Source organism: Micromonospora sp. NPDC049151 (assembly GCF_040648395.1).
Taxonomy (GTDB): domain Bacteria; phylum Actinomycetota; class Actinomycetes; order Mycobacteriales; family Micromonosporaceae; genus Micromonospora.
Window position 1 is genome coordinate 39,706 of record NZ_JBEZDP010000019.1, and the last position, 20,645, is coordinate 60,350.

At 73.5% G+C, this 20,645-nt stretch carries 17 protein-coding genes; 6 read left to right on the top strand and 11 right to left on the bottom strand.

Annotated elements, in window-relative coordinates; translation table 11 throughout:
* Positions 1-20 precede the first annotated feature (20 nt).
* Genes AB0B20_RS21175 through AB0B20_RS21185 form a run of 3 tightly spaced genes read right to left on the bottom strand, consistent with a single transcriptional unit; the run spans position 21 to position 4,214 of the window.
* Entirely contained in the window at positions 21-1,580 is a 1,560-nt protein-coding gene (locus AB0B20_RS21175; protein WP_357472706.1) for a lysine 5,6-aminomutase subunit alpha, read from the bottom strand.
* Entirely contained in the window at positions 1,577-3,148 is a 1,572-nt protein-coding gene (locus AB0B20_RS21180; RefSeq protein ID WP_357472709.1) for an amidohydrolase family protein, read from the bottom strand. Before AB0B20_RS21180 ends, AB0B20_RS21175 begins: the two co-directional genes overlap by 4 nt.
* A gap of 4 nt (positions 3,149-3,152) precedes the next feature.
* The gene (locus AB0B20_RS21185; RefSeq protein WP_357472712.1) at positions 3,153-4,214 is read right to left on the bottom strand and encodes a zinc-binding alcohol dehydrogenase; all 1,062 of its coding nucleotides are present in this window, start codon (positions 4,212-4,214) and stop codon (positions 3,153-3,155) included.
* Positions 4,215-4,357: 143 nt separating this feature from the next.
* Here AB0B20_RS21185 and AB0B20_RS21190 point away from each other — a divergent pair, with 143 nt between their 5' ends.
* A complete protein-coding gene (locus AB0B20_RS21190; protein WP_357472715.1) occupies positions 4,358-5,764 on the top strand; it encodes a lysine 2,3-aminomutase in 1,407 nt (468 codons plus the stop codon).
* Positions 5,765-5,821: 57 nt separating this feature from the next.
* Here AB0B20_RS21190 and AB0B20_RS21195 read toward each other — a convergent pair whose 3' ends face one another.
* The 3 genes from AB0B20_RS21195 to AB0B20_RS21205 all read right to left on the bottom strand — a co-directional run bounded on the left by AB0B20_RS21195 (position 5,822) and on the right by AB0B20_RS21205 (position 6,940).
* The gene (locus tag AB0B20_RS21195) at positions 5,822-6,016 is read right to left on the bottom strand and encodes a CsbD family protein (RefSeq protein WP_174534135.1); all 195 of its coding nucleotides are present in this window, start codon (positions 6,014-6,016) and stop codon (positions 5,822-5,824) included.
* Between the two features lie 124 nt (positions 6,017-6,140).
* Entirely contained in the window at positions 6,141-6,425 is a 285-nt protein-coding gene (locus AB0B20_RS21200; protein WP_357472718.1) for a LysR family transcriptional regulator substrate-binding protein, read from the bottom strand.
* Positions 6,311-6,940 (bottom strand): LysR family transcriptional regulator, encoded by a 630-nt coding sequence (locus AB0B20_RS21205; protein WP_357472721.1) that lies wholly within the window; start codon positions 6,938-6,940, stop codon positions 6,311-6,313. The genes AB0B20_RS21200 and AB0B20_RS21205 overlap by 115 nt, the downstream gene beginning before the upstream one ends.
* A gap of 188 nt (positions 6,941-7,128) precedes the next feature.
* On the opposite strand from AB0B20_RS21205, the gene AB0B20_RS21210 reads away from it, so the two are divergent.
* Together AB0B20_RS21210 and AB0B20_RS21215 are read left to right on the top strand one after the other, a co-directional pair.
* The gene (locus tag AB0B20_RS21210; RefSeq protein ID WP_357472724.1) at positions 7,129-8,103 is read left to right on the top strand and encodes a DMT family transporter; all 975 of its coding nucleotides are present in this window, start codon (positions 7,129-7,131) and stop codon (positions 8,101-8,103) included.
* 61 nt (positions 8,104-8,164) lie between these two features.
* The gene (locus tag AB0B20_RS21215; RefSeq protein ID WP_357472727.1) at positions 8,165-8,776 is read left to right on the top strand and encodes a histidine phosphatase family protein; all 612 of its coding nucleotides are present in this window, start codon (positions 8,165-8,167) and stop codon (positions 8,774-8,776) included.
* Here the strand turns inward: AB0B20_RS21215 and AB0B20_RS21220 are convergent.
* Genes AB0B20_RS21220 through AB0B20_RS21230 form a run of 3 tightly spaced genes read right to left on the bottom strand, consistent with a single transcriptional unit; the run spans position 8,709 to position 10,639 of the window.
* The gene (locus AB0B20_RS21220; RefSeq protein WP_357384608.1) at positions 8,709-9,212 is read right to left on the bottom strand and encodes an Lrp/AsnC family transcriptional regulator; all 504 of its coding nucleotides are present in this window, start codon (positions 9,210-9,212) and stop codon (positions 8,709-8,711) included. The genes AB0B20_RS21215 and AB0B20_RS21220 overlap by 68 nt on opposite strands.
* A gap of 59 nt (positions 9,213-9,271) precedes the next feature.
* Complete coding sequence (locus tag AB0B20_RS21225; protein ID WP_013286269.1) at positions 9,272-9,487, bottom strand: DUF433 domain-containing protein; 216 nt, start codon at positions 9,485-9,487, stop codon at positions 9,272-9,274.
* 9 nt (positions 9,488-9,496) lie between these two features.
* Positions 9,497-10,639 carry an acyl-CoA dehydrogenase family protein gene (locus AB0B20_RS21230; protein ID WP_357384605.1) on the bottom strand — a complete coding sequence of 381 codons (1,143 nt, stop codon included), beginning with the start codon at positions 10,637-10,639 and terminating at the stop codon, positions 9,497-9,499.
* 330 nt (positions 10,640-10,969) lie between these two features.
* Between AB0B20_RS21230 and AB0B20_RS21235 the strand changes: the two genes are divergently transcribed.
* Both AB0B20_RS21235 and fxsT read left to right on the top strand, forming a co-directional pair.
* Positions 10,970-12,460: a hypothetical protein gene (locus tag AB0B20_RS21235; RefSeq protein ID WP_357384603.1), complete on the top strand. Its 1,491-nt coding sequence runs from the start codon at positions 10,970-10,972 to the stop codon at positions 12,458-12,460.
* A 679-nt stretch (positions 12,461-13,139) separates the two neighbouring features.
* Positions 13,140-17,408: an FxSxx-COOH system tetratricopeptide repeat protein gene (fxsT, locus tag AB0B20_RS21240; protein WP_357472730.1), complete on the top strand. Its 4,269-nt coding sequence runs from the start codon at positions 13,140-13,142 to the stop codon at positions 17,406-17,408.
* Between the two features lie 49 nt (positions 17,409-17,457).
* On the opposite strand, the gene AB0B20_RS21245 is transcribed toward fxsT, so the two are convergent.
* Complete coding sequence (locus AB0B20_RS21245; protein ID WP_357472733.1) at positions 17,458-19,296, bottom strand: HEXXH motif domain-containing protein; 1,839 nt, start codon at positions 19,294-19,296, stop codon at positions 17,458-17,460.
* Between the two features lie 25 nt (positions 19,297-19,321).
* A complete protein-coding gene (locus tag AB0B20_RS21250) occupies positions 19,322-19,501 on the bottom strand; it encodes a hypothetical protein (RefSeq protein WP_354869538.1) in 180 nt (59 codons plus the stop codon).
* A gap of 118 nt (positions 19,502-19,619) precedes the next feature.
* Between AB0B20_RS21250 and AB0B20_RS21255 the strand changes: the two genes are divergently transcribed.
* A complete protein-coding gene (locus AB0B20_RS21255) occupies positions 19,620-20,639 on the top strand; it encodes a hypothetical protein (RefSeq protein WP_357472736.1) in 1,020 nt (339 codons plus the stop codon).
* The last annotated feature ends 6 nt before the right edge of the window (positions 20,640-20,645 follow it).

A 20,645-nucleotide genomic window follows, 5' to 3' on the forward strand; every position in this document is an offset into this window, starting at 1 on the left:
GCTTCGCTCGGTGCGCTCGCTCATGCCGGCTGCTCCAGGATCTCCGTGGCCGGGTTGTAGTAGTCCGCCTCGTGCCGCGCCACCCCGGAAAGGCCCTTGCCCCGGTCCGCCGGCCGCTTCATGATCCCGAACGTGCCCTCGGCGATCGCCGTCAGCAACGACTGGTCCCCGATGCGCTCCAGCAGGTCCACCGCCTCACCGAGCACCCGGTGCGCCCGCGCCTGGATGAACCCGCCCGGCGCCGGCACGAAGTCCTCGTGCAACCCGCCCGCCGCGCCCAGCACGTACCGCACGTTCTGCAGGGCGATGTCCCGGTCCGACAGCCACGGCGTCACCACCGCCTCGGTCATCATCCCCACCAGCAGGATCCCCTGCCCGGTCATCGTGCCCACCAGGTTGAAGAACCCGTCCAGCAGGTTGCCCCGGAACACGTCACCGGTCATGTGCTTCGTCGGCGGCATCCACTTCAACGGCGCGTCAGGGAACAACTCCCGCGCCAGCAACGCGTGCGCCAGCTCCAACCGGAACGACTCCGGCACATCCGGGTTGATCTCGAACGCGTGCCCCAGCCCCAGCTGCCAGTCCGCCAGCCCCGCCTCGTGCGCGAAGAACTCGTTCAGCAACTGCGACACCGTCACCGTGTGCGCCTCGTCCACCGCGTCCGCGGTGGTCAGGTAGTTGTCCTCACCGGTGTTGATGATGATCCCCGCCCGCGCGTGCACCTGCCGCGAGAACCGCTGGTCCACGAACGTGCGGATCGGGTTGATGTCGCGGAACAGGATCCCGTACATCGAGTCGTTGAGCATCATGTCCAGCCGCTCCAGGCCGGCCAGCGTCGCCATCTCCGGCATGCACAGACCCGACGCGTAGTTCGTCAACCGCACATACCGGCCCAGCTCCCGCGACGACTCGTCCAGCGCCGCCCGCATCAACCGGAAGTTCTCCTGCGTCGCGTACGTGCCGGCGAACCCCTCCCGGGTCGCCCCCTCCGGCACGTAGTCCAGCAGCGACTGCCCCGTCGACCGGATCACCGCGATCACGTCAGCGCCGGCCCGCGCCGCCGCCTGCGCCTGCGGAATGTCCTCGTAGATGTCACCCGTCGCCACGATCAGATAGATCCACGGCCGCCGCGCCGGATCACCGAACCGCTTCACCAGCCGGTCCCGCTCCGCCCGCCGCCTGTCGATGCCGCGGATCCCCGCCGCCACCGCCTTACGCGACGCCCGCCGCGCAGCCGTCGCCGCCTTCCCCGACGGCTGCGCGAACCGCACCGACCCGGCCGCCGCCTTCTGCGCCAGCAACGTCACATCGGCGATGCCCTCACGCGCCAGCGCGTCGAACACCGGCGCCGCCACCCCGTGCCCCAGGCCAACGTCCGCGACCACCGCGTCCACGAGCCGGTTCACCCACGGAATGCCGTCCGGGTCCGCGCCGGACACCCCGGCCAGCCGCAGCACCGCCCGCTCCACCGACACCGTGGTGTGGCTGCGCGCCAGATCCACCACCGGCTGCCCCGCGCGACGCGCCAACTCCCGCGCCCGCGCCACCAGCGCCGGATCCAGCCCAAGCTTCCCTGTCACGAAGACCCTTCCTGATAGATCACGTCACCGCGCAACACAGTGGCCCGGCACACCGGCAGCGGCGTCGGATCGTCCGCCCCCCGCAACTCCGGATCCTCCGCCAGCACCACCGGCAAACCCCGCTCCACGCCCGCCGGGGTGTCCCACACCGCGAACGTCGCCGGGGCCCCCAACGCCAGCACACCCTCGTTGTCCAGGTGCACCGCCCGCCACCCGCCGCGCGTGTGCGCCGCGAACGCCGCCCGCACACTCATCCGCTGCGCCGGATTGTGATGCGCCGCCGCCGCCCGCACCGACCCCCACGGATCAAGCGGCGTCACCGGCGAATCCGACCCGAACGCCAACGCCACCCCGACGCCGTGCATCGCACCCATCGGATTCGACTCCAACGACCGCGCCAACCCCAGCCGCGACTCGTACATCCGGCCCGCGCCGCCCCACAACCTGTCGAACGCCGGCTGCATGGACGCCACGATCCCGAACTCCACGAACCCGGCGATCAACGCCTTGCTCATGATCTCCGCGTGCTCCACCCGGTGCCGCGCCGCCCGCAACCGGTCCACACCCAGCGACCGCGCCGCCAGACCGAACCCCTCCAGCACCGTGCCGATCGCCGCGTCCCCGATCGCGTGGAACCCGCCCTGCAACCCGTGCGCCGCACAGTCCAGCAGATGATCACGGACCTGCTCCGCCGACACGTACCCGTGTCCGCACGCCCCCGCCTCACCGTCCAGGTACGCCGCCGACACGTGCGCCGTCCGCGACCCCAGCGCCCCGTCGGCGAACAGGTCACCACCCGCGCCCACCGCGCCCAGCTCCCGCGCCTTCGCCGCGCCCAGCAGCTCACCCCAGTACCCGTACACCTCCGGCACCCCGGCCCCCGAGATCGCCAGCAGCCCGGTGAAGTCCTCCTCGTCGGAGATGTCCGGCCCACCGCACTCGTGCACCGCCGCGATACCCAGCGACGCCGCGTGCGTCAACGCCCGCCGCTGCGCCGCCACCCGCTGCGCCCGCGTCACCGACCCGAACGCCGCCGCCCGCACCACATGATGCGCGTCGCGCCGCAACCACCCCGACGCGTCGTACCCGGCCGCCGACACCACCTCCGGGCACGCCGCCAGCAACTCCGCCGACACCAGCGCCGAATGGATCGACGCCTGCGACAGATACACCCGCCGCCCACCGGCCGCCCGACCCAGCGCCGCCGCACCCGGCAACACCGCATCCGCCCAGCCCGACTCGTCCCAGCCGTGTCCCAGCACCACCGCGTCACCCGGCAGCCGCGCCGCGAACGCCGACACCGCCTCCAGCAACTCACCAGCCGACCGCACCGCCGACAGATCCAGCCCCGACAACGCCAACCCGGTATCCGTCGCGTGCACGTGCGCGTCCACGAACGCCGGCGTCACCAGCGCACCACCCAGCTCCACCACCCGGTCCGCGCGCGGCGCCTCCGCGTCCGTACCCAACCAGGCGATCCGCCCGTCGCGCACCAGCAGCGCCGTCGCGCTCGGGTCGGCCGGACAGTGCAGCACTCCGCCGCGATACAGCGTCGAGGGGTTCGTCATGGTGTCAGTCTGCCGAAAGACGCGCCTCGAACAGGCCGCGCACCCCCGGCTCGGCCCGCAACAGATCCAGCGCCAGCGCCGCGTGCCCCGGCACGTACCCGTTGCCCACCAGCATCGTCACGTCCGCCGCCAGGCCCTCCGCGCCCAACGCCGCCGCCGCGAAACTCGTCGCCATCGAGAAGAAGATCACCGTACCGCCGTCCGCCGTGGCCAGCACCGCGCCGTGCTCACACCCCGGCACGTCCACGCACACCACGGTCACGTCCGCCGGCACACCCAGCGCCGTCGTCACCGCCGTCGACAACCCCACCGGATCCCGCGCGTCAGCCAGCGCCACCGCGTCGGCCAGCCCGGCCGCCGTCAGCGCCTCCCGCTCCGCTTCCACCGGAACCACCCCGACGGTACGGGCGGCACCCGCCCGCCGCGCCGCCGCGAGCGACAACGACCCGCTCTTGCCAGCGCCACCGATCACCGCCACCGAAACCGGACGCGGATCACCCTCGCGCGAGCGCCGCGCCACCTGCTCGGCCACCACCCGCGCCGTCAACGCCGGCGCCCCGCACACGTCCAGCACCGCCAGGGACAACTCCGGGTGCAGGTCCGGCGGCAGCACCGCCGCGATCGACCGGGCGAACAGGATCGCGTACCCGTCACACGGCACCTGCTCGCTGCGCCCGTCCCACCGGGCCAGCCCGTCGGTGATCGTCAGCGGCGTCAACGTCAGCGACACGAGCGTCGCCACCCGGTCACCCGGCTTCAGCCCCAGCGGCGAGCGGCGGCCCGCCTCCTCGACGGTGCCGATCAGCATGCCGCCGGAACCGGTCACCGGGTTCTGCATCTTCCCCCGGGTCGACACGATCTCCAGCACCTCGGCGCGGACCTTGTCCCCGTCACCGCCGTGCTTCTCCGCCAGCTGCCGGAAACTCGCCGCGTCCAGGTTCAGCCGCTCGACCCGGATCCGCACCTCGTTCGCCGCGATCCGCGGGTCCGGGTCCAGCCGCCAGGCCGCCTGCGGGAGCACCCCCGCCGGTTCCACTACTCGGTGCAGACCCACCGGTGACGTCACGCCGACCCCCTATGTCCAGCCGCCCGAACCCCTGGTCAGGACTCGCGTCGCGGGAAAACTTCCGGCAGACTAATTTCTTCACCGCAGATTTTCCAGTAGCCTACGCATCCGTTGATCAACCCGCACGCTGACGAGGAGGGGCCGTGACCCAGACCCAACCGGTGGAGACCATCCCGACGCCCCGCCCCGCACCGGTCGCCGTTCCGACCGCCGGACAGCCCTACGAATACCGCCGCGCGCCCCTCGTCGAACCCGACTGGACCCGCTTCCCCGGCTGGCGCCACGTCACCCGCGACCAGTGGGAGAACGCCCAGTGGCAACGGGTCAACTGCGTCAAGAACATCAAGCAGCTCCGCGCCGTCCTCGGCGACACCGTCGACGAGACGTTCTACGCCGACCTGGAGGCCGACCAGAAGGCGCTGGCCACCATGTCCATGCTGGTGCCGCCGCAGATGGTCAACACCATGGTGCCGCATGAGCCGATGAGCACCGAGGCGCTGCTCGCCGACCCGATCCGCCGCTACATGATCCCGGTCGCCTCCGACCGGCGCACCGACTGGCCCTCGCACCCGTACGCCAGCCGCGACAGCCTCCACGAGCACGACATGTGGGTCGCCGAGGGGCTCACCCACCGCTACCCCACCAAGGTCCTCGCCGAGCTGCTCTCCACCTGCCCGCAGTACTGCGGCCACTGCACCCGCATGGACCTCGTCGGCAACTCCACCCCTGCCGTCGACAAGCTCAAGCTCACCCTGAAGCCCGTCGACCGTTACGACGCCCACATCACCTACCTCAAGGCCCACCCCGGCGTACGCGACGTGGTCGTCTCCGGCGGTGACGTCGCCAACGTGCCGTGGCGCAACCTCGAGTCGTACCTGATGCGCCTGCTGGAGATCGAGACGATCCGCGACATCCGGCTCGCCACCAAGGCGCTCATGGGTCTGCCCCAGCACTGGCTCCAGCCCGACGTGGTCGAGGGCCTGGAGCGGGTCGCCCGCACCGCCGCCCGACGTGGCGTCAACCTGGCCATCCACACGCACGTCAACCACGCCCAGTCGCTGACCCCGCTGGTCGCCAAGGCCGCACAGACCGCACTCGACGTCGGCGTACGCGACGTGCGCAACCAGGGCGTGCTCATGCGCGGCGTCAACGCCACCAGCTCCGACCTGCTCGACCTCTGCTTCGCGCTCCAGGGCGAGGCGGGCATCCTGCCGTACTACTTCTACATGTGCGACATGATCCCCAACGCCGAGCACTGGCGGGTCCCGGTGTGGCACGCCCAGCAGCTCCAGCACGACATCATGGGTTACCTGCCCGGCTACGCCACCCCGCGGATCGTCTGCGACGTGCCGTTCGTCGGCAAGCGCTGGGTGCACATGCTCACCGACTACGACCGTGAGCGCGGCATCTCGTACTGGACGAAGAACTACCGCACCTCGATCGAGTCGGCCGACCTGGAGGCACTGAACAAGCGGTACGCCTACTACGACCCGATCGACACGCTGCCGGAGGCCGGCCAGGCCTGGTGGCTCGCGCACCGCGACGACTGATCCCGGACACCCGACGGCGGGCCACCTCTGCGATGAGGTGGCCCGCCGTTCGCGTACTCACTTGGTGAAGGCGTCCTTGGCGTCGCGGCCGGCCTGCTTGGCGTGTTCCCCGGCCTGCCGGGCGCGCGCCGTGCTCTGCTCGGAGGCGCCCTCGGCCCGCAACCGCTCGTTGTCGGTGACGTCGCCGATCCGCTCCTTGGCCATGCCGCTCATCTCCTGGGCCTTGTTCTTCGCCTTGTCGGTGAAGCTCATGTCGCCCTCCGATCGTCCGGCTGAGCCTTGCCCTTGTCGCGTCCCCGGTGCCGGTCGTCGCAAACGTTGTTGCCCGGCGTACATCGCGTAGGGCGTCCTAGGACAATAGGTTGAAGGTGGGCACCTACCGGCCCAGGTCACGCACCCGGTCCGTGACGGCGGTCAGGAACGCGGTGAGCGCCGGCGCCGGTGGCGTGTCCCGGGTGACAACCACCAGGCGACGCCGGAGGTCGGTCTCGGCGATGCCCCGGACCGCCAGCGCCGGGTCGTCCCCGGGCAGCGTCAACGCCGGCATCAGGGCGACAGCGGCCCCGGCCCGGACCAGCTCCAGCTGCACGTCCGCATCGCTGGAACGGTGCCGCAGGTCCGGTTCGTAGCCACCGAGACGGCGGCACGTCCCGACCACCATGGCGTGGTGCCCGGTGCCCTCGGCGGAGGCGGTCCATCGGACCGCAGGTCGTTGACCGCTACGTGTCCCCCGGGCCGGGCGAGACGATGAGCGGCGGGAAGCACGAGCCGCAAGGGCTCCTCGAGCAGGAGCGTGAAACGGAGCCCCGCCGGCCGAGGTCGGGGCTGGCTGTCGTACTCGTCGCCGATGACCAGGTCGACACTGCCCAGGCGCAGGCCCGGCAGGGACTGTTCGAGTTCCAGCTCGAAGATCTCCACCCGGACCCGCGGGTGCTCGGCTCCCATCCGGGCGACGGCCGGCACGAGCAGGCGGCGCGCCGCCGACTGCAGGCCGCCCGCCCGGACGGTTCCCCGGACGTCACCGTCGAGGGCGGCCAGGTCCGCCTCCGCCGCCTCCGCCGCCGACAGCAGCACCCGGGCGTGCCGGGCGAGCACGTGCCCGGCCTCGGTGAGCCGTACGCCGCGACCCGCCCGGCCCAGCAGCCGGACGCCCACCTCCTTCTCCAGCAGGGGCAAGCTGCTGCGAGACAGTCGACGGGCTGTAGCCCAGAGCCGTGGCGACAGCGGCCATCGTGCCGCGTTCCTCGAACTCCCGCAGGAAGCGCAACCGCCGCAGGTCCAGCTCGATCATGCGGGAATCCTAATGATTCAGCTGCGGAATTCATCGCTGGACCTGGGCAGTCGGCTCCGGTGATCCTTGGCGCGTGGGTGCCGCACTGTGTCTCCTGTCCGCCGCCTGTTTCGGCGCGATGGCCGTCTTCGGCAAGCTCGCGTACGACGCCGGGGTCTCCCCCACCGCGCTGCTGCTGGTGCGCTTCGGCCTGGCCGCCGTACTGCTCGGACTCGTCCTGCTCGTGCGGCCCGGCCTGCGCCGCGTGACACCGGGGCCGGGCGACGCGGGCGGCGGGCGGCCGGCGACGAGGCGCGGCCGGATCGCGGCCGTCGCCCTCGGGCTGGGCGCGGTCGGATACGCCACGCAGGCGAGCCTGTACTTCGCCGCACTGGAACTGATGGACGCGTCCCTGCTGGCGCTGATCCTCTACACGTACCCGGTCCTGGTCACAGTGGCGGCGGTGCTGCTCGGCCGGGACCGGCTCACGCGGCGACGTGGCGCGGCGCTGGTGGCCGCCTCGGGCGGGACGCTGCTGGTGCTGCTCGGCGCCGGTGGCGCGGGCTTCCATCCGCTCGGGGCGCTGCTGGCCTTCGCCGCCGCCGTCACCTACACGGTCTACATCCTGGTCTCCGACACCGTCGTGCACCGGCTGGCACCCGTGGCGCTGTCGGCGCTGGTGATGACCGGCGCCGCCGGCACCCTCGGCGGTCGCGCCCTGCTCACCGGCGGCGTCGACCTCAGCTTCGGGTGGCGCGGATGGTTCTGGCTGGCCGCCATCGCCGTGGTCTCCACGGTCGTGGCGATGCTGGCCTTCTTCGCCGGCCTGAAGCGGACCGGTCCGTCGACCGCGGCCATCCTGTCCACCTTCGAACCGGTGGTCACCGCCGCGCTGGCCACGCTCACCCTCGGCGAGACACTGACCCCCGCGCAGCTCGCCGGGGGCGCGCTGGTGCTGGTCTCCGTCGCGGTCCTGCAACTGCGTTCCGGCCGCGCGCCGGACCGGGAACAGGCGCCCGGCCGGCCGGAGCCGGCACGCGACACCGAGCCCGCGCCGGCGACCCGGTAGCGCCGCCTTCCCGGTATACCTTCGGCGGGCCGGCTCCGCCCCGGCGTGGTTGACTGGGCCGGTGAACGAGATCCTGCTGATCCGGCACGGCGAGACCACCTGGAGCGCCGCCCACCAGCACACCTCGTACACCGATCTCGACCTGACCCCCGACGGCGAGCGGCAGGCGGCCGCGCTGGCCCCGTTGCTCGCCGGCCGGCGCTTCGCCCGGGTGCTGTCCAGCCCCCGGCGGCGCGCCACCCGCACCGCCGCCCTGGCCGGGCTCACCGTCGACGCGGTCGAACCCGACCTGGCCGAGTGGAACTACGGCGAGTACGAGGGCCGCACCACCGCGGACATCCAGCGGGAACGGCCGGGCTGGTCGATCTGGACCGACGGCGGCCCCGGCGGCGAGTCACCGCACCAGGTGGGCGACCGCCTGGACCGGGTCCTGGACCGGGTCGCAGCGCTGCTGGAGCAGGGCGACGTCGCAGTGGTCGGGCACGGACACAGCCTGCGGGTGCTCGGCGCGCGCTGGATCGGGCTGCCGCCCTCGGCCGGCGCGCTGCTGCGGCTGGACACCGCGACGCTCAGCGTGCTCGGACACGAGCACGGCCGGCGGGTGATCAGGCGGTGGAACCTGCCGGCTCCGACGCCGGCCGGGGACGCCCCCGACCGGACAGCTCGCCACTGATCTTCGGCGGCCGGTTCTCGTACGGCGTGGACAGCACCACCGTCGTGCGCGTGGTGACGTTCGCGGAGGTGCGGATCTCCTGCAGCACCCGTTCCAGGTCGGCCGGGCTGGCCACCCGCACCAGCAGGAGATAGAAGTCCTCCCCCGCCACCGAGTAGCACGAGTCGATCTCGGGCAGGTGCGCCAGCCGATCCGGCGCGTCGTCCGGCTGCGACGGGTCGAACGGCCGGATCGCCACGAACGCGGTCAGCGGCAGATCCAGCGCCTCGAACGACACCCGCGCGGCGTACCCCTTGATCACCCCGCGCTGCTCCAGCCGGCGGACCCGCTGGTGCACGGCCGACACCGACAGGCCCACCCGCTCGGCCAGGTCCGTGTACGACAGCCGACCGTCCCCGGTCAGCGCGGCGACGATGGCACGGTCGATCTCCTCCACGCGCTGCACCCTAGCCGGAAAAGCGCTCCCACGCCGCACCCGGCCCGCCGCGGTGACCCTCAGCGCGCCGTCCGGTCGCGCACCGCGTCCGCGGCGTAGTTCAGCACCTCCGCCATGTCCTCCTCGTCCAGGAACGGCAGGTCGGTGAGGATGTCGGTGACGGACATGCCCTCGGCCATCATGGCCAGCAGGGTGGCCACGGGGATGCGTGACTGCCGCACGCAGGGCGCACCCCCCATGACGTCGGGGTCCACGGTGATCCGGGGGAAGGTCACCGCGACAGGCTAGCCCCTCGCCAGCGCGCGGGAGATGACCAGCCGCTGGATCTGGTTGGTGCCCTCGACGATCTGCAGCACCTTGGCCTCGCGCATGTACCGCTCGACCGGGTGGTCGACGACGTACCCGGCGCCGCCGAGCACCTGCACCGCGTCGGTGGTCACCCGCATCGCCACGTCGGTGGCGAACAGCTTCGCCTTCGCCGCCTCGATCGAGTACGGGCGGCCCGCGTCGCGCAGCCGCGCGGCGGCGAGCGTGAGCGCCCGGGCCGCGGAGATCTGGGTGGCGGCGTCGGCCAGGTTGAACCCGAGCCCCTGGAAGTCGATGATCGGGCGGCCGAACTGACTGCGCTCCCGGGCATACCCGACGGCGTAGTCCAGCGCGCCCTGGGCCAGGCCCACCGCGCACGCGGCGATGCCCAGGCGACCCGAGTCCAGCGCGGACATGGCGATGGTGAACCCGGCGCCCTCGCCGCCGATCAGCCGCTCCGCCGGCACCCGGGCGTCGTCGAAGGCGATCTGCGCGATCGGCGAGGCGTGCAGGCCCATGGTGCGCTCGGCGGCCTGCGGGTGGATGCCCGGGGTGGACCGGTCGGCCAGCAGGCAGGAGATGCCCTTCGGGCCGGGGCCGCCGGTGCGGCAGAAGATGTTGTAGAAGTCGGCGACCCGGGCGTGCGTGATCCACGCCTTGGTGCCGGTCACCACGTACCCGCCGCCGTCGCGTACCGCCCGCGTGGTCAGCGACGCGGCGTCCGAGCCACCCTGCGGCTCGGAGAGGCAGTACGCCCCGAGCAGCTCCCCCCCGATCATGTCGGGCAGCAGTTTGCGCTGCTCGTCGGTGCCGAACTGGGCCAGCGGGTAGCAGGACAGCGTGTGCACGCTGACCGCCTCGGCCACGGCGAGCCACCGGCTGGCGAGGATCTCCAGCACCTGGAGGTACACCTCGTAGGGCTGGTCGGCGCCGCCGTGTTCCTCGGCGTACGGCAGGCCGAGCAGGCCGGCCCGGCCCAGGGTGCGCAGCACCTCCCGGGGGAACTCGCCGCGGGACTCGAACCCGGCGGCTGCCGGGGCCAGCTCGCGGTCGGCGAGTTCGGTGGCGAGGTCCAGCAGGTCGTGGGCCTCGCCGGTGGGCAGGATCCGGTCGACGTTCATAGCGCGGTGAGCTCCGTGGGGTGGGTGAGCCGGTGCGGCGTCCGGGGTACGGACACGTTCAGCTTAACGGTCGTTCGGGTAGGGCAGGGAGCGCCTCCGCGCACACCCCGTGGTCGCCACTTGACCAGACCGTCAGAATGGTGCGTGCTCGGCCGTCATCGATCGGAGGGTGCCGATGGATTACGCCGCCGGTGTCGGAGACCGGACAGTCTACGTGAGACGGTCTCCCCTACTGCGATCATGGACGTCCATCGCCGCCGCCCGTCGCCGTGCCGTCGCGGCACCGCAGGTCGGCCCTGTTCCCCAGCCGCGTGACGAACCGGATGGCACATGACGCAGCTTCCGTCTCCCGGCGCCGATCCCCGGCACCGCATCGAGGAGGAACTGGTCGAGCTGCTGTCCGGGATGCGCCTGCTCCAGGAGGCCGACAGCCGCCAGCAATTGGTCGTCCGGCTGCGCGAGCGGCTGTCCGACCAGGGCCTCGACGACTACCGCAACCCCCGCGCGCAGAGCGCGGAGATCGTCCGCGGCTGCCGGGGCGACCTGGGCGCCCTGGTCGACGTCGTCGCCCTCTTCGGGCCGGCCGCGGCTCAGCTCGGCCGGCTGCACCGGCTGCGCCACGAGATGGACGTGGTGGAGCTGCTGACCCCCGAGGACTGGACCAGGCTGCGCCCGGCGCTGTCCACGCACCGACCGGACTCGCTCGGCTGGCTCTACCAGCGGGCCACCGCCCACACGACCGCCACGCCCCCGTCGTGGTGCGTCAGCGCCTGGGACGTCTTCGTCTACCTGACCGGCCAGAACGCGCCCGCACGCGGGCTGCCCCCGAACATGCTCTTCCTGGTCCTGCTGGAGCACGAGGTGGACACCGCCACGGCCCGCGCGATCCGCGACCGCAACCAGCGGCAGGCCAGCCTGCTGGGCCTGACCGGGGACCTAGACCTGCGGCGGGCGCGGGTCAACGCCGGCGACCAGACCCCCGAGCCGTACGTCTACCTGGTGATCCAGGTCGAGCCGGACCTCGCCCCCGGCAGCACCGTCTACACCGTCTCCCACTACCGGCAGTGGCAGGGCGCGCAGGGCTGGCACTCCCGCCGCCACGGCCAGCTCACCGACGTCGCGTACGCGGACCTGGAGGCGACTGTGGAGCGGATCGTCCACCAGATGGAGATCGAGTGGTCGGACCGGCGGGCCGACGTCGCCGTCGAGCTGGTCCTGCCGGTGGAGCTGCTCAACGAGGACGTCGCCTGGTGGCGTAAGGAGGCGGCCAGCGCCCACCTGGAGCAGAAGGTGCTGGCGATGGACTACCCGGTGGTCGTCCGCAGTCTCGACCGGCTGCGCCAGCCCGAATGGCACCGCGCGTGGCGGCGCCGCTGGGAACACCTCCAGGCCGAGCCGGCGCACAGCCGCCTCTTCCGCAGCCGGCCCGATGGCACGGCGTACTTCACCCGGCTGGAGGCCGAGCTGACCGCCGACCTGAGCTGGTCGACGCTGCTGCTCAGCTCCGCGCCGGCGACGCCGCCGGAGAACCGGTTCGGCTTCAAGGAAGTGATGACCGCCCTGCGGGCGGGCCTGCCGGTGATCGTCTGGCACCGCACCCGCCCGTCCGACACCGAGTTCTGGGAGGAGATCCGGGACATGACCGCCGACGGACGCATCGCGCGCCTCCCGGTGCACGCCCGGCGGGCGCGGCTGGACGCGCTCGCCCTGGAGCCGCACACCGACCGCCACAACGGCCGCCACCTGGTGGTGCTCTGGGACGACCCGGACCGCACCCCGGAGCTGAACCGGCCGGACGACCGGCTGGGGTGGCCGGCATGAGCGCGCCGGAGAGCGCCGGCTGGCGCGTCTACCGGGGCACCGGGGAACCGATCGACCCGGCCGAGCGGGACCGGCGCTGGCCGGCACCGCCACGCTGGCGTGCCTTCGACGGCGGGCCGGACGAGCCGCCGGCGCCCGCCGAGGATCCGGACCGGGAGCGCCGGCTCGGCCCGGTCACGACCCGCCAGCCGGACCCGCGCGAGGTGGACGTCGTCAACGCGGCGCTGCTGCTCCGCCGCCCGCTGCTGGTCACCGGCCGGGCCGGGTCCGGCCGGTCCAGCCTGGCCTACCGGATCGCCCGGGAGCTGGGCCTCGGCCGGGTGCTGCACTGGCCGGTCAGCACGCACGACACGGTCCGCGCCGGCCTCTGGCAGCACGACCCGCTCGGGCGGGTGCGCGCCGGGCAGAGCCCCGGCCGGTCCGTCGGGGAGGAACTCGGCGAGCACCTCAGTCTCGGGCCTCTGGGCACCGCGCTGCTGCCCTACCGCACCCCCCGGGTGCTGCTCATCGACGAGCTGGACCAGAGCGACATCGACCTGCCCCAGCAGTTGCGTACCGTGTTCGACGACGGCGGCTTCGCCGTTCCCGAGCTGGTCCGGGCGGCGCCGCGCAGCCCCGAGGTGACGGTGCACACGGCCGACCCGGGCGGCCGGGCAACGGTGCGCGGCGGCCGGATCCGGTGCCACGAGTTCCCGCTCGTGGTGATGACCTGCACCGAGGACCGGGCGTTCCCGCCGGCGTTCCTGCGCCACTGCCTGCGGCTGCGGATGGCCGACCCGGACGAGGCGACCCTGCTGGGGATGGTGGAGGCCCACTTCGCCGAGCGCCCTGCGGCCGCCGCGGGGCTGGTGCGGGCGTTCCTGGACCGGCAACGCGATCCGGACCCGCCGACGCTGGACCAGCTCCTCGACGCGGTGCAGCTCGCCACCGCCGACGGCGGCGAGGCCGACTGGGACCGTCTCGCCGAGGTGCTGTGGCGTGGCGGGCCGACGGCGGACCCGGAATGACGGTGCCGGCCCGGCTCGCCGTCGGCCCGGCCGGTGCCGGCACGGCCTCCGGCGAGGAGAACCTCGCCGAGGTGCTGCGTCCCTTCCGGCGGCTGGTCTCGCCGCGGGAACTGATCGTGTACGACGAGGAGGCCACCGCCGCGCAGGCCGAGGCGGGCCTGGTCCGGCCCGTGCTGCGGCGGGCCGCCCGGGCTCGCTGGGACGCGGTGCTCGTGGTGGACGACCACCCGTCGATGTCGGTCTGGTCGGCCCGGGTGCGGACCTTCGTCACGCTGCTGCGCCGGCACGTGGCCTTCCACGACGTACGCGTGTGCCGCCTCGATACCGGCGGAACCGGCCCCGAGGAGGTGATGCTGCGCCACGGTCGTCACGGCCCGGCCGTGCCCGCGGGGACGGGACTGCCGGCGGTACGGCGGCACCGGATCGTCCTGGTGCTCTCCGACGGGGCCGCCCCGGCCTGGCGCAGCGGCGCGGCGCTGCCGCACCTGCGCGCGTGGGCGCAACGCCACCCGGTGGCCGTCGTGCACCTGCTGCCGCAGCAGATGTGGCACCGGGGCGGCCTCGCCGCGCAGCGTCTGGGCCTGCGGGCGCCCCGGGCCGGGGTGCCGAACGCCCGCCTGTGGTGGCGGCAGCCGGACCCGCTGCGGGCGCTGCCCGACCTGGGCCGCCGGGCGGACCCCGACGCCATCCCGGTGCCCGTGGTGGAGCTGCGGACCCGCTGGCTGGCCGCCTGGGTGGACCTGATCGCGGGCCGTCATCCGCGCTGGGTCGACCTGCCCGCCGTGCTGGCGTACGCCCGGGCGCCGCAACCGCCGCGACGGCGGGCGCCGCAGCGGTGGGATCCGGCGGCGGCGCTACGCGAGTTCGTCTCCTGGGCCTCACCGACGGCGCTGCGGCTGGCCACCGGCCTGGCCGCGGCGCCGCTGGAGCCGGCGGTGATCGCGGTGGTCCGCGACGAGGTGGTGCCGGAGGCCGGCGACGTGCACCTCGCCGAGGTGTTCACCGGGCCGCTGGTCGAGCCGCGGCCGGGGCGGGCGGGCGTCGACTTCCGCCCCGGCGTCCGGGAGGAGCTGCTGGCGATCGGCCGCCGGGCCGACACGGTACGGGTCTGGCGGACGGTCGCGGCCCGGCTCGGCCCGGAGCGGCCGGAGCTGGCGGCGTGGGGCCGCGTGCTGTCCGATCCGGACGGCACGCCGCTGGACCCGGCCGGTTCCGTCGCCCGGATCGAGACGGCGGTGCTGCGCGCGCTGTCCGGGCGCTATCTGCGGCGGGCCCGGCGGCTGCGCGAGGCGATCGAGCCGGACACGCCGGGCGAACGCGACGTCCGCGACACTCCCGCATCGCGGGGCACGAATGTCATCATGGCGGTAGGCGAAGATGCCGACGTCCCCCGTAGCGTCCCCGCTGAAGGAGCCGGTTTGTCGTCGACCCCAGTGGACGCCACCACCCCCAGCCGGACCCCCGCCGTCTGGGGCAACGTCCCGCCCCGCAACCCGAACTTCACCGGCCGCGCCGACCTGCTCGCCCTGCTGCACCGCCAGATTCAGGGCGGCACCACGGCGGTGCTGCCGCACGCGCTGCACGGCATGGGCGGGGTGGGCAAATCGCATCTCGCCGTCGAGTACGTCTACCAGCATCAGGGCGAGTACGACCTGATCTGGTGGATCCCCGCCGAGCGCGCCACCCAGATCGGCGCCTCGCTGGTCGAGCTGGCCCACCGGATGAACCTGACCGCCGGGCCGGACGTGGGCAGCGCCCGCCTCGCGGTGCAGGAGGCGCTGCGGCTCGGGCGGCCCTACCCGCGCTGGCTGCTGATCTTCGACAACGCGGAGAGCCCCGAGGTGCTCCTGCCGTACCTGCCCATCGGCGGTTCCGGCAGCATCATGATCACCTCGCGCAACCCGCAGTGGGCCTCCATGGCGCGCACGCTCGAGGTGAACGTCTTCAGCCGTACCGAGAGCGTCGAGCTGCTCCGCCGGCGCGGCCCGGAACTCACCGACGAGGAGGCCGACCGGCTCGCCGAGGCGCTCGGCGACCTGCCACTGGCTTTGGAGCAGGCCGCCGCCTGGCGGGCCGAGACCGGCATGCCGGCCGAGGAGTATCTGCGGCTGTTCGAGGAGAAGCGGGTCGAGCTGCTCGAACAGGCGCCCCCGATGGACTACCAGCTGCCGGTGGCGGCCGCGTGGAACGTCTCGCTGGACCGGCTGGTGGTCGCCAACCCGGCCGCGTTCCGGCTGTTGCAGGTGTGTTCCTTCCTCGCCCCGGAGCCCATCCCCCGCACGCTGTTCAGCGGCGCGCAGAACGCCGACATCCACCCCGACCTCAACGGCGCGCTGCGCGACCCGATGCGGCTCGGCCGGGCGATCCGCGACATCAACAGGTACGCGCTGGCCCGGGTCATCCACCGCACCAACTCGATCCAGATGCACCGGCTGATCCAGGCGGTGCTCCTGGACCGGATGAACGACGCCGAACGCGACGCCATGCGCGCCAGCGCCCACCGGCTGCTCGCCACCGGCGACCGCAACGACCCGGACACGCCCGGCAACTGGCCGAGCTACGCCGACCTGTACCCGCACGTGCTGGTCTCCGGCGCGGTCGAGTCCGCCCAGGGCTGGGTGCATCAACTCGTCTACAACGAGGCCCGCTACCTCTACTGGTGGGGCGACATGGAGGCGTCGCTGGAGCTGTCCCGGCACGCCTACCAGACCTGGCGGGAGCGGCTCGGCGAGACCGACCCGATGACGCTCCAGGTCGGCCAGTGGCTCGGTTTCATGCTCTACCGGCTCGGCCGGCACTCCGAGGCCGCCGACCTGAACACCCGGATCCTGCGGGCCCACGAGAGCGCCACCGCCGAGGACACCGAGGAGCTGTTGAGCGCCCTCGGCGCGGTCGCCGCCGACCTGCGGGTCGCCGGCGACTTCACCCAGGCCCTCCGGATCGACGAGGACGTCTACCGGCGGCACGTGGCCCTGCTCGGCGAGGACGACCCGAGCACGCTCAACGCCGCCCACAACCTCGCCGTCAGCCTGCGCCTCACCGGCGACATGCGGCGGGCATTCGCCGTCGACCAGGCCACCTACGCGCACCGGGTGCTGCTGTTCGGCGAGGACCACGCACAGACGCTGGAGTCCCTGCTGAACCTCATCATCGACCGGCGGGAACTGGGCGAGTACCTGCCCGCCCGGGCCGAGATGCAGAACGTGGTGGACCGGCTGCCGCTGGTCTGGGGCAGCGCCCAGACGCAGACGCTGCTGGCCCGCCGCCGGCTGGCCTCCGCGGTGCGCAAGGCAGGTGACCACGTCGCCGCCCGCGCCCTCTCCCAGGAGGTACGCGACGGCTTCGCCGCCCGGTACGGCGAGGCCCACCCGGACACGCTGCTCGCCGCGTTCGGTCTCGCCGTCGACCTGCGCGCCACCGGCGAACTGGACGCCGCGGCGCAGCTCAGCGAGGAGATCGGCGAGCACTACCGGCAACTGTTCGGCGACGAGCACCCGTACACGGTGGCGGCCCGGGCGAACGCGGCGATCGTGCACCGGCTGCGCGGAGACGCGGCGCGGGCGCGGTCGATGAACGAGGCGGGCCTGGCGGTGCTGACCCGCCGCCTGGGCGGGGACCATCCGCTGGCTCTCGCCGCGTCCATCAACCTCGGCAACGACCTCTACGTGCTCGGCGAGCACCGGGCCGCGTACGAGCTTGACCAGGCGACGGTGGAGCGGGCGCGGGAGGTGTTCGGGCCGGAGCACCCGACCGCGCTGATCGCGCTGGGCAACCTCGCGATGGATCTGATCGCACTCGGCCGGGACACGGAAGGCCGGGCGCTGCTCGACGAGATCGGCCCGACGTTCCGCCGGACCCTCGGCGACACGCACCCGGCGACCCGCGCCGGTCTGGACCCGACGGTCCGCGGTGACTGCGACCTGGATCCGATGCCGCTGTAGCCCGGGGGTCCACGGTGGCGGTGACGGCCCGCCACCGTGGACTGTGGCGTCAACCCGCGGAGGGTCCCACCCAGGCCGCCAGGTCCACCGGGTCGACGGGCGATCCGGCGCGGAGCAGACGGTGCACGGCCCGGACCAGCTCGGGCCGGCTTCGCAGCGCCTCGGCCGCCGGGGCGAGGCCCAGCGCGGCTGTGGTAAGCCCCAGCCCGGCCCACGCCGACGGGCTGGCCGAGCCGGTCGACAGCTCCGCCAGATAGAGCTCGTGTGCCTGTCCGACCTCACCGGCGGCGTAGGCGAGGTCGGCCGCGGACGCGCCGCTGACCTGCTCGCCGACGCTCGACGGGTCCTTGCGCAACCGCGCGAAGCCCTCCGGGTCGGTGAGCCGCCACAGCAGCAGCACCGCGCGGGTGTCGAGCCGGCGCGCGCCGGCGTCCGCCTCGACCGGCGGCTCCGGGTAGCCGCCGTCCGGGCGGGCGTCACCGGCCTCCCGGGCCGCCGCGAACGCCTGCGCCACCGCCGGGTCGGGACGCCGGTGGTGCAGCCGCCACTGGGCCCGGTGATCGTCCACAGCGGCGTCGGCCGCGGCGAGCACCTCCGCCGGCACCGGCTCGGACCACCAGGTCGCGGCGGTGTCGGCGAGGCCGGCCAGCAGGCGCCGGCCGACGTCGGTCAGCTCGGGCCGGGTCCGCAGCTCCGCCAGGGTCGCGGTGACCTGCCGCCGCCACCTGGCGAACTCGAAGTGCGCCACGGTCCGTGCCGCGCCGCCGGCCACCGGACGGTACGCCCGCCAGAACTCGGTGATTCCCACGAAGGCGTACACGCCCTGGAGGAGACCGCCCAGTGGGCGCGGGTCGTCCCGCCACGGCGCGTACAGCCTGTGCCGCGGCTCGGCGATCAGCAGCGGGGTCAGGTGCAGCAGGCCGCCGAGCTTGATGTGCTGGAACTCGTGGACCAGTGTGACAGCGAGTTCCGGCGCGTCCTCCGGCTCGGAGATGAGCATGCTGCCGAACGCGTCCCCGGCCGACGCGCTCATGGTGCGGAACCGCTCCGCGGGGCGTTGCGGCACCACCGAGAACAGGCCACGGGCGATGGGCGCCGCACGTTCCGGGCACACCCGGACGAGCAGTTCCCACGCCTGGGTGAGCAGTGTCCGCCAGCGGTCGATCGCCGCGACCGTGTCCAGGTCCGGCGGGGTCGGGCTGCGCAGATTCCGGTACGGGTCGAGGAAGTCCAGCCCGACCGTCAGCTCCTGCCCTCCGGCCTCGGCCCGGACGGTGGGCAGCGCGAACCAGCCGTCCGTGCCGCCGCCCGCGCTGTCGAACGCGACCTGGTGGCCGTCCAGCGCGACCGTCGCCTCGCCGTCGGCGGCGGCGACCTCGGCCACCGCCCACCGCTGCCCGGCCGGCAGCACGGCGCCACCGAGCGTCGGCAGCGCGGCGAACCCGTCGCGCACCGGCACCCGTAGCGTGAACGACGGCAGGCCCGCGCGTACGCCGGCCGCGGCCGCGAGCGCGTGCAGGTACCCGAGGTCCACCCAGAGTGGACCCTCGGCGGTGACTGTGGAGCCGCGCAGCCGCCGCAGGACGTAACCGGCCCAGGTGCCGACGTGCGGATGCGCGAGCAGCCGGTCGACGACGGCCGGGGCGTGGCGTTGCGCGGCGACCAGCAGCGCCCAGGCGTCGGCCACCGGCGGCAGCGGACCCGCCGCCTCCGGTGTCTCGGCCACCGCGTCCAGCACGGCGCGCAGTTGCAGGAGCCGCCAGCTGTGCTCGGCGGTCAGGAGCTCATCGACGGTGCCGGCGTCGCCGCCGCCCGCCGCCAGGGCCCCGAAGTGGTGGCGGCCGAGCCGGTGCCGCACCGGCTCGTCCAGCGGCAGCGTGACGGTCATGCGTCCTCCACCCGGACGGCCGAAATCAGTCGAGTCGTTGCGGATTGTAACCACTGGTGATGCTCTCGGGATCGTCGACACGGCGCAGCAGCCGGCCCATGACCGGACCGAGAATCTCCTGGTCAAGCTCAGGAAGGCGGTCCAATGAGACCGCTCCAAGATCGACTAACTCCGAGTCGACGTCGATTGCGTACGGTTGATTCACGGGGAGTCATTATCCATATTGGCGGCCCTCGACAGCGCCCGGCTTGCCGAATCGCCACAACGTGGCGCGACGGCTTTCGGACCATCCCCGGCGAGCGGCGCGGTGCTAGCGTGACGGCGTGGCCACAACCACTGTGGTGTTCGTCCACGGCTTCCTCTCCTCGGACGAGGTGTGGTCGGCCTGGCGCGATCTGATCCGCCGCGATCCCGCGCTCGCCGACGTGGAGACACACGCCTTCCGCTACGCCACGTCGTTGCTGTCCGTGCACCCGCTGCGGCAGGTGCCGACGTTCGACGAGGTGGCCGACGGGCTGCGCACGTTCCTGCGCCACGATCTCGCCGGTTGTCCCCGGCTGGCGTTGGTCACGCACAGCCAGGGCGGCCTGGTGGCGCAGCGGGCCCTGGCCCGGATGCTGACCGACGACGATCCCGACCTGGCCCGCATCCGCCTCCTGCTCATGTACGCCTGCCCGACGGCGGGTTCCGACCTCGGCCTGCCGGCCCGCCGGGTGCTGCTGCGCGCCAACCCGCAGGAGCGGGAACTACGGCCGCTCAACGCCGCGGTGCTCGACGCCCAACGCGCCGTGTTGCACCGGATCGTGCACGTGCCCGAACCGTCGATGCGGGTGCTGGCGTTCGCGGGCGAGAGCGACGCCGTCGTGTCACCGGCGTCCGCCCGCAGCGTCTTCCCGGACACCGGAGTGCTGCCCGGCGACCACTTCGGCATCGTCCGGCCCGACTCCCCGCGGCACCGGTCCTATGTCGTCCTCCGGCAGGCGCTGCTGCACCTGGCCGCCGAGCCGCCGCGGGCGACCGTCGTGCCCGCGCCCCGCACCGCCACCGGTTCGCCGTCGTCCCTGAACGACGGCGAACTGGTCGATCTGCTTCTCGAGGTGCCCGGGATGACCGACCCGGCGTTCCGCGCGCAGGCGTACGCGCGGTTGCCGCCGCGCGTACGCGAGCAGTTGTCCCGGCCCGGGCCGGTCCGGCTGGAACTGCTCGCGGCGCTCGACACGCTGCGCGACTACCGGCACCTGGCCGCCGGCCGGGCGTTCGCCGACGCCCTGGCGGCCCTGGTGCCGGAGCATCCCGTCGTGGCCGAGGTGCGGGAGCGGCTGGTGGCCCTCGACGCGGGGTGACCGGCG